Here is an 8,711-nt window from a genome sequence, read left to right as displayed (position 1 = left end):
GAACAAGCCCTCACCGGAGGGCTTCCAAGAGCCGGAAATTTCCAGCTTAGACCGGTACTAAATCCGGTGCAGCCTCACGTCTGCTCGCTCATGCCGTGCTTCTTCGCCTCCTCCGCGACCGGCGCTTTGTCCGCTTCGCGCAGGATCGTCACCATCTGGGCTTCGCTGAATCGACTCTTCTTCATGACTTCCTCTTTTCAAGGAAGCCATCCTCTCAAGTTTCAGATGGTCCGGAAATCCCCGGGCAGGTCACCCGGCTCACCAGCCATCTTGCGATATCAGTAAATTCCGCGTGATCTTTTTAAAGGATGTGATTTAGTGCACTTATTACCGAGTAGCTGGCAGATGGCGGCGGCGAAGAGACGTTAAAAGGAGCTGCAAAAAGGGTGTTCGGGCGAGGGGAGGAGCGCGACTACTCTCTCGCTGACAAAGCGCGAGTGCCGGTCATTGCGATGAATGCGAAGGATTCATACGCCGCGTCGCACACGTTGCGTACCCGGCACGCGCAGCACACGAATCAGAGGCAAGGCACGCGAACCGCACACCGTGCGCGTCGATGGCCTTCGCTCCGCCGGAAGTCGCGTCAGTCGTTGCTGCGGCGCGAGGGCGGGGGGCGCTTGCCCACCTTCAGGCGCAGGTCCATCAGCGTCTTTTCGCGGCGAATCTTGAAGCTAATGGTACTCCCCGGTTCCTGTCCGGCAATCAGATCGAGCATCGCCTGCGGATCTTTGACCGGCTTGCCGGCGATCGCCAGCAGAATGTCACCGGGGCGGATGCCGGCGGAGTCGGCCGGGCTGCCGCGCTGCACGCCCGCAATCAGCGCGCCGTCGGCATCGGGGAGGCCGAAGGATTCGGCGAGTTCGCTCGTGATTTCCTGGGCTTCGACGCCAACCCAGCCGCGCGTCACCGAGCCATTCTGGATGATCTGTTCCATGACGCTCTTCGCCGTCGTTGCCGGGATGGCGAAGCCGATGCCGAGGGAGCCGCCGGAACGCGAGTAGATCGCGGTGTTGATGCCGATCAACGCGCCTTGCGTGTCGACCAGCGCGCCGCCGGAATTGCCTGGATTGATCGCCGCATCGGTCTGGATGAAGTTCTCGAAGGTGTTGATGCCAAGATGCGAGCGGCCAAGTGCCGAAACGATACCCATGGTCATCGTCTGGCCGACGCCAAAGGGGTTGCCGATGGCGAGCACCACATCGCCGACGCGGATATCTTCGGCGCGGCCGAAGGTGATCGCCGGCAGCTTGAGTTCTTCGCCCTTCGCCGCGCGGATTTGCAGGACGGCAAGATCGGTATCCGGGTCGCTGCCGACGACGCGCGCTTTGAAGGTGCTGCCGTCGTTGAGGCCCACCTCGATCTGGTCGGCGGCTTCGACGACGTGGTAGTTGGTCAGGATGTAGCCGTTGCTGCTGACGATGACGCCGGAACCCAGCCCGGCGCTGCGCGTCTCGCCATCAGGGCGGTCGCCAAAAAAATGACGGAACAGCGGGTCGTCAAACAGCGGATGCTTGGGCAGGCGGATTTTCTGCGAGGTGAAGACATGCACGACCGAGGGCAGCGCCTTACGCGCGGCTTCACGGTACGAGGCGGCGGCGTTGGCGCCGTCAGCGGTGGACGACGCGGCGGCGGGAACCTCGACGACAGCCGGCCGGCGACCCACCCAGTCCGGGCGCAGGACGCCAATGACGAAGAAGAGCGCCAGCGCAACTGTCGTTGTTTGTGCAAAAATCAGCCACAACCTGCGCATGCGGGAAGACCAGGCGAAAGGGGGATCGGGAATGCAACGGGATGATTTGACGCGCTATCTTGACGAACTGCTTGAATCAAGACGTTTTCGCGATTATTGCCCAAACGGTCTGCAAGTGGAAGGATGCGCCGAACTGCGCCATGTGGTGACCGGCGTCACCGCCTCGCAGGCGCTGCTCGACGCAGCGCTGGCGCGGGGCGCCGATGCCGTGCTGGTCCATCACGGCTGGTTCTGGCGGGGCGAAGACAGTCGCGTCGTCGGCCTGCGTCGCCGTCGTCTGGCGACCTTGCTCAAGCACGACATCAACCTCATCGGCTATCACCTGCCGCTCGACGCGCATCCGGAGCTCGGTAACAACGCCCAGTTGGCGCACGCGCTGGGCTGGATCGCCGAGGGGCGGTTCGGCGAGCAGGATATTGGCTGGTTTGGGCGCCCTGAGTCACCGCTGACGCTGGCTGAATTGGCGACGCGCGTGACGGAGCACCTCGCGCGCGCGCCCCTCGTGCTGGGCGATCCGACGCGCCCCATCCGTCGCCTCGCCTGGTGCTCGGGCGGCGCGCAGGGGCATTTCGAGGAAGCCATTGCCTTGGGCGTCGATGCCTATCTGTCTGGCGAGGTGTCTGAACACACCGTTCATCTGGCGCGCGAGTCCGGCGTCGCCTATCTTGCCGCCGGCCACCATGCGACCGAACGCGGTGGTATCGCCGCCCTGACGGCGCATCTGGCCGCGCGCTACGATCACGTCGGTGGCTGCCGCTTTGAATTCGTCGATATCGACAATCCTGTCTGATCCTCTGGAGTTTTCATGACGTATGTTTTTACGCCACCGCCGGTGGTGAGTGTGCCGGTGCTGGGAAGCGACGCACGTTTTCCTGTGCGTCGCGTGTACTGCGTGGGCCGCAACTATGCGGAGCACGCGGCCGAAATGGGGGCCGATCTGCGCGATCCGCCCTTTTTCTTTGCCAAGCCCGCCGACGCGCTCGTGCCGCTGGGCGGCAACGTGCCCTACCCGCCGGCGACCACCAACCTGCAACACGAGGTGGAACTGGTGGTGGCGCTCTCTCGCGGTGGCGCCAACATCACCGTCGCCGATGCTCTCGAACACGTCTTTGCCTACGCCGTCGGTATTGATTTCACGCGCCGCGATCTCCAGCAGCGCGCCAAAGACAAAAGTCACCCCTGGGAGATGGGCAAGGCCTTCGACAGCAGTGCGCCGATCTCCGCCTTGCAGCCGGCGGAGCGCGTTGCGTCGCTGCGCGAGGCGACGATTGCGCTGAGTGTGAATGGGCAGGCGCGCCAGCAAGGCACGCTGGCGCAGATGACGTGGTCGGTCGCCGAGGTGATTGCGCATCTCTCGCAGTTCGTCACACTGGCGCCGGGCGACCTCATCTTTACCGGTACGCCCGCCGGTGTGTCGACCGTCGTACGCGGCGACACCCTCGATTGCCGTGTCGACGGCGTGGGCGAACTGCGTGTGACGCTCGTCTGAATGACTGCTTGACGCGGCGGGTCGGCGCGAGTGCGCTGTCTGCCCACCGCGAAGAGTCTGCCGAACGTGCCTAAGTCGCCTAGACGCTCGTGCGGCAGAAGCTGTTGATTGCTTCCGGAATACGGTCGAGGGCGATGATCTGATCGGCGGCGCCTAGCTTGATCGCTTCTTTCGGCATGCCGAAGACGATGCAGCTGGCTTCGTCCTGGGCGATGGTGTGCGCTTTGGCGTCGTGCATTTCCTTGAGCCCGCGCGCGCCGTCGTCGCCCATGCCGGTCATGATGATGCCGAGTGCGTTGGCGCCGGCAAAGCGCGCTACCGAGCGGAAGAGCACGTCGACCGAGGGTTTGTGCCGGTTGACCAGCGGCCCGTCGACGACATCGACGACGTATTGCGCGCCGCTGCGTTTGAGCATCATGTGCTTGCCGCCAGGAGCGATGAGCGCGCGGCCGGGGATGACACGGTCGCCGTTTTTCGCCTCGCGGACTTCGATGGCACACAGCCCGTTGAGTCGCTCGGCAAACATCGCGGTGAATTTCTCCGGCATGTGCTGAACGATGACGATGCCCAGACAGGTCGCCGGCAAACGGGTCAGGATCGCCTCCAGCGCCTGCGTGCCCCCGGTCGAGGTGCCGATGGCGATGACCTGATCGGTCGTGCGCGCCATGGCCGACGGCCCGCTGCCGGCGGCGAGGATGACATCAGCGGTGTTTTTCGGGCGCAAACTCATGGCGGGTGGGGCGGCTGGCGAGGGCGTACGTCCGAGCAGACGGACGTTGGCGCGCGACGCAGCGCGGACGGCAGTGACAATGTCGTTGGCGGAATCTTCGAGGAAGGTCTTCAAACCCGCCTTCGGCTTCGTAATGATACTGACAGCGCCGGCAGCGAGGGCGTCGAATGTGGCCTGCGCGCCACTTTCGGCGAGCGACGAGCAGATGACGACCGGCGTCGGGCGCTCGGCCATTACCTTCTTGAGGAAGGAGATGCCGTCCATGCGCGGCATTTCGATGTCGAGGACGAGCACATCAGGCCACTGCGTTTTCATCTTCTCCATTGCAAAAACGGGGTCGGAGGCGGTGGCGATCACCTCGATTCCCGGTTCGCTGGCGAGTGCCTGGGAGACGACCTGACGCACCAGCGCCGAGTCGTCGACAATCATGACCTTGATCTTATCTGTGCTCATGGTGCGGCAGTCTCCCTCGTCTTGTTGGTGTATGCGCGCCACGGCGCGCGCTCGCCGGTGGCTAGATCTTGCGGTAGATCGTCGGGCGCACGGCTTCCAGTTCGTCGCACAGCCCGTTCAGCGATTCTGAGTGGCCGATGATGAAATAGCCGCCAGTGGTCAGGCGCGGCATGAGGTTGGCAACGACCTTGCGTTTGGTCTCGATATCGAAATAAATCATCACGTTGCGCAGGAATATCACGTTGAAGGTGCCGATCTTCGGATCGACCGGCAGTGTCAGGTTGACCTGCCGGAAGGTGACGCGGTTGCGTAGCTCGGGGCGGATCAGGAAGGTACCGGCTTGCGAGCGCACGCCTTTCAGGCAGTACTTGCGCAGGAATTCGGGCGGGATTCCCTCGTTGCGGTCGAGCGGGTAGTGCGCCTTCTGCGCGCGCGCCAGCACCTTGGTGCTGATATCCGAGGCGAAAATCTCCCACGGCTGCTGCGCGCGGTATTCGGAGAGCAGCATGGCGAGCGTGAAGGCTTCTTCGCCGGTCGAGCTGGCGGCGCTCCAGAGTCGCACGCTCGGCGATGCGCGCAACTGCGGCAGCACCGTTTCGCGCAGGAAGTCGAAATGCCCCGGCTCGCGAAAAAAATACGTCTCGTTGGTCGTCAACTGGTCGACCATGATCTGCAACTCTTCCGGGTGGTCGCCGCTGGCGAGCATGCGGTAGTACTCACCGAAGCTCTGGTGACCGTACTCGCCGAGCCGGCGTTGCAGGCGGCCGACGACCAGCGCCTTCTTGTTGTCCGACAGGTTGATGCCGGCGATTTTGTAGATGAGGCGCTGGAAGAGGGTGAATTCCTGGTCGCTAATCGGCGTGTCCATCAGAACAGCTCCACGTTTTTCGCCGGCGGATGCCGTTGCTTGTCCGCCCAGGCCTGCGCTTCTTCTTCGATGCGTTGCGTGCCGAGCATCGCCGAGGGAATGCGTCGGCAATAGGCTTCGCCCGTATTCGGCACGAGCAAGACCTTGCGCGCCCAGGGGCCGTTGAGATCGGAGGCAACCAGCGGAATGCGCTCGTTCTCCAGCCATTCGCGGGCAAAGGCGGCATTGCGTTCGCCGATGGCCATGACGTTGCTGCTCGTCGCAATGACCGCGCCGCCACCGAAAACCTTGGCTTTCATCCGGTGCCGCGAGGCGCCACGGGCGATCATGCCGTTGAAGAGCGCCGTCATGCAGGCGTCGCCGGCCAAGAGGGAGTCGTCGTCGAGCGCATTGCTCCGCTTGCGCGTCGGCAGGAGGAAGTGATTCATGCCGCCCAGCGAGGCGCCCGTGTCGTAGAGGCAGACCGCCACGCAGGAGCCCAGAAGGGTGGCGAGCGGCCGCTCGTTCTCGACCAGCCACTCGCCGACATGGAGGTTGCGCGCCAGACGTTCGATCTGGCGGGCCGGGAGCGTGAGCGGCGTCTCCATGTCGGGTGCCCGTGCGGCCCGTGTCAGGCGCTGGCTTCGCTGGCGTTGTCGGGATCGCCCAGTTTTGTCAGCTGGGCGATTTCGCTCGCCGAGAGCGCTTTGGCGACGTTGAGGATGATGACGAATTTGCCATTGATCTTGCCCATGCCGCTGATGAAATCGGCGCGGATGCGGGCACCAAAAGCCGGTGGCGGCTCGATGTCGCTGCGTGCGACTTCAAGCACCTCCGAGACGGCATCGACCATGACGCCGATGTCGTGCTTCACGTCGTCTTCTTCGAGTTCAACGATGACGATGCAGGTGCGGCGGGCGACGGAGGCGGGCTTGCCGCCGAAACGGCTGGCAAGGTCGATCACCGGCACGACGGCGCCGCGCAGGTTGATGACGCCACGGATGAAGGGCGGCGTCATCGGGATTTCCGTCAGGTTGCCGAACTCGATGATCTCCTTGACGTTGAGAATGGCGACGGCAAACATCTCGCCGGCGAGGGAAAAGGTGAGGTACTGCTGCGGCGCCGCAGTGGCCGCCAGCGCCGCATCGGCGGCGCCGGACTGGCGTTGGACGAGTTGTCCCATGGTCTCCTCCCGCCTCAGAACTTCTCGAAGTCCGATTCATCGAAGGCCGTGCTCGCCGTCCGGCTGATCGCTGCCGGGCGTGCCGGTGTGGCGTGCGCGACGGGAGCATGCGCGGTGGCGTGGCTGGTGGCGGACGGGCGACTGCGACCGAGCGTTTGCCCGACGGTGAAGAAGCCGGTCAGCTCCTGCAACTGCTGCGCCTGTCCGCCCAGTTCTTCGGCGGTGGCGGCCAACTCTTCGGAGGCCGAGGCGTTCTGCTGTGTCGCCTTGTTCAGCTGGCCCATGGCGTTGTTGATCTGCGCGACGCCGGAGGATTGCTCCTGCGAGGCGGAGGCGATTTCCTGCACCAGATCGGAGGTCTTCTGGATGGCAGGGACCATTTCGGTGAGCAGGCTGCCGGCGCGTTCGGCGAGCTTGACGCTGGAGCCGGCCAGTTGACCGATTTCCTGCGCCGCAACCTGGCTGCGTTCGGCGAGCTTGCGCACCTCGGCGGCGACGACGGCAAAGCCCTTGCCGTGCTCGCCGGCGCGCGCTGCCTCGATGGCGGCGTTGAGTGCCAGCAGGTTGGTCTGGTAGGCGATGTCGTCAATGATGCCGATCTTGTCGGCGATGGACTTCATCGCATCGACCGTCTGACCGACGGCGACGCCGCCTTCGCCGGCTTCCTTCGAGGCTTTCGCCGCCATGTTGTCGGTGATCTTGGCGTTTTCGGTGTTTTGCGCCACCGAGGCGGTCATTTCTTCGAGCGAGGAGGTCGTTTCCTCGACGCTCGCTGCTTGTTCCGACGACGATTGCGAGAGCGATTGCGCCGTCGCCGAGACCTGACCGGAGGCGTTGGAGAGCGCGTCGGCGCCGGTGATGATCTGCGAGATCGTTTCCGACAGGCGGGCGATGGTGTTGTTGATGGCGTCCTTCAGCGTCTTGAAGTCGCCCTGGTAGTCCTTGTCGACCGTTTGCGTCAGGTCGCCTTTTTCCATGGCGGCCATGACGTGCTGGACCTCGTTGATCGGCTTGACGACGGCGTCGAGCGTGTCGTTGATGCCCTGCACGATGCGCTGGAAGTCGCCCTGATGCTGGCTGACGTCAGCGCGCTTGGACAGCTGCCCCTCAACCGCCGCCTTGGCCAGCATGGCGGTGTCGGTAATCATGCGATTGACGGCGTCGATGGCCTGATTGAGGTTGTTCTTGATGGTGTTGAATTCGCCGTTATAGGTGTCGGTGATGCGCGGCGGGATCGCCCCGCGCGAAATCTGCTCGAGGTTGCTGGCGGTGACATTCAGCGGGCCGATGAGGGCGTCGAGCGTGTTGTTGAAGCCTTGCACGATCTTGCCGTAGTCGCCGGTGTAGAGCGTGGCGTCGGCGCGCGTCGACAGATGTCCGTCGACCGCGTTCTTTTCGAGCCGGCCGACTTCGGCGGCCATATTGCGCAGGTTGGTCTGCATGGTCTTCATGGCGGCCAGCAGGCTGGTGGTGTCGCCGGCGGCGAGTGGAATTTCGCCAGACAGGTCGCCCTTGCCGATCTGCGTTGCCACTTCTGCGGCCACCGAGGGCTCGCCGCCCAGTTGCCGCAGCACGGCGCGCAGGATGAAGAGGCCGAGCGCTGCGACGGCCAGCAGCGTGATGATCGACAGGGCGATCAGCAGCGTGTTGGCCGAGGCTTGCACCTGCAAGGCTTCAGTCGCCGAGGACTTGCCGATGTTTTCGTTGTACTTGAGGTGCTCGTCGATGGCGTTGTTGAGTTTCTCGGCGACGGCGCCGACCTTGAGCGCTTCCTCCAGTGCCTTGTCGCCGCGGAGGACGCGCGCGTATTGGAGAACCGGCTCAAAGCCGGCGGCGTACTCATTCAGCAGGGCAATGTCGTTGTTGAGCAATTGCCGATCCTTGTCGTCGGCGATGAGGCCATCAGCTTCGTATTTCTTGAGTGATTCGTTAACGATAGCGAGGTTCTTTTTGAGGTCCTGTTCAAAGGTCGCAACCCTGTTCGGATCGGTGTTGAGGACCATCCGGTAGAGACGCACGCGCAGGCTGCCGAAGTCGCTAAGAGCGCGGTTGAGTACCACCATACTCGGCAGCACGTTGACGTTGGTGAAGTTGGCCACCTGAAAGACCTTGGCCATTTGCGTGTAGCCGATGCCGGCGACCAGCGCAACGCCCAGGACGGCGACGGCAATCAGCAGATAAAGTCGTTTTGCGAGAGACATGATGTACTCCTGAAGACAAGGTTTTCTGGTGCGGAGCGGGGCTGGGCCAACAATCTGT

Annotated in this window: 8 protein-coding genes; 2 read left to right on the top strand and 6 right to left on the bottom strand. The window is 63.6% G+C overall.

Features of this window, described 5'->3' with window-relative positions; translation table 11 throughout:
• Positions 1–583: 583 nt before the first annotated feature.
• The gene (locus GHK24_RS08285; RefSeq protein WP_153471894.1) at positions 584–1,750 is read right to left on the bottom strand and encodes a trypsin-like peptidase domain-containing protein; all 1,167 of its coding nucleotides are present in this window, start codon (positions 1,748–1,750) and stop codon (positions 584–586) included.
• 31 nt (positions 1,751–1,781) lie between these two features.
• Here GHK24_RS08285 and GHK24_RS08280 point away from each other — a divergent pair, with 31 nt between their 5' ends.
• Positions 1,782–2,540, top strand: a complete 759-nt coding sequence (locus GHK24_RS08280) for a Nif3-like dinuclear metal center hexameric protein (RefSeq protein WP_153471891.1) — start codon at positions 1,782–1,784, stop codon at positions 2,538–2,540.
• Positions 2,541–2,555: 15 nt separating this feature from the next.
• Positions 2,556–3,239, top strand: a complete 684-nt coding sequence (locus GHK24_RS08275) for a fumarylacetoacetate hydrolase family protein (RefSeq protein WP_153471888.1) — start codon at positions 2,556–2,558, stop codon at positions 3,237–3,239.
• A gap of 79 nt (positions 3,240–3,318) precedes the next feature.
• On the opposite strand, the gene GHK24_RS08270 is transcribed toward GHK24_RS08275, so the two are convergent.
• From GHK24_RS08270 to GHK24_RS08250, 5 genes are all read right to left on the bottom strand, one after another.
• The gene (locus GHK24_RS08270) at positions 3,319–4,422 is read right to left on the bottom strand and encodes a protein-glutamate methylesterase/protein-glutamine glutaminase (protein WP_153471884.1); all 1,104 of its coding nucleotides are present in this window, start codon (positions 4,420–4,422) and stop codon (positions 3,319–3,321) included.
• A 61-nt stretch (positions 4,423–4,483) separates the two neighbouring features.
• Positions 4,484–5,290, bottom strand: coding sequence for a CheR family methyltransferase (locus tag GHK24_RS08265; protein ID WP_153471880.1), 807 nt, complete (start codon positions 5,288–5,290; stop codon positions 4,484–4,486).
• Complete coding sequence (locus tag GHK24_RS08260) at positions 5,290–5,877, bottom strand: chemotaxis protein CheD (RefSeq protein ID WP_153471876.1); 588 nt, start codon at positions 5,875–5,877, stop codon at positions 5,290–5,292. Before GHK24_RS08260 ends, GHK24_RS08265 begins: the two co-directional genes overlap by 1 nt.
• A gap of 23 nt (positions 5,878–5,900) precedes the next feature.
• The gene (locus GHK24_RS08255; RefSeq protein WP_153471873.1) at positions 5,901–6,452 is read right to left on the bottom strand and encodes a chemotaxis protein CheW; all 552 of its coding nucleotides are present in this window, start codon (positions 6,450–6,452) and stop codon (positions 5,901–5,903) included.
• A gap of 14 nt (positions 6,453–6,466) precedes the next feature.
• Positions 6,467–8,653, bottom strand: coding sequence for a HAMP domain-containing methyl-accepting chemotaxis protein (locus GHK24_RS08250; RefSeq protein WP_153471870.1), 2,187 nt, complete (start codon positions 8,651–8,653; stop codon positions 6,467–6,469).
• Positions 8,654–8,711: the final 58 nt, after the last annotated feature.

It is taken from the genome of Rhodocyclus gracilis (assembly GCF_009617575.1).
In the GTDB taxonomy this organism is placed as follows: domain Bacteria; phylum Pseudomonadota; class Gammaproteobacteria; order Burkholderiales; family Rhodocyclaceae; genus Rhodocyclus; species Rhodocyclus gracilis.
Note: the sequence above shows the minus strand (reverse complement) of the source record. Positions and strands in the feature narration are given on the sequence as shown.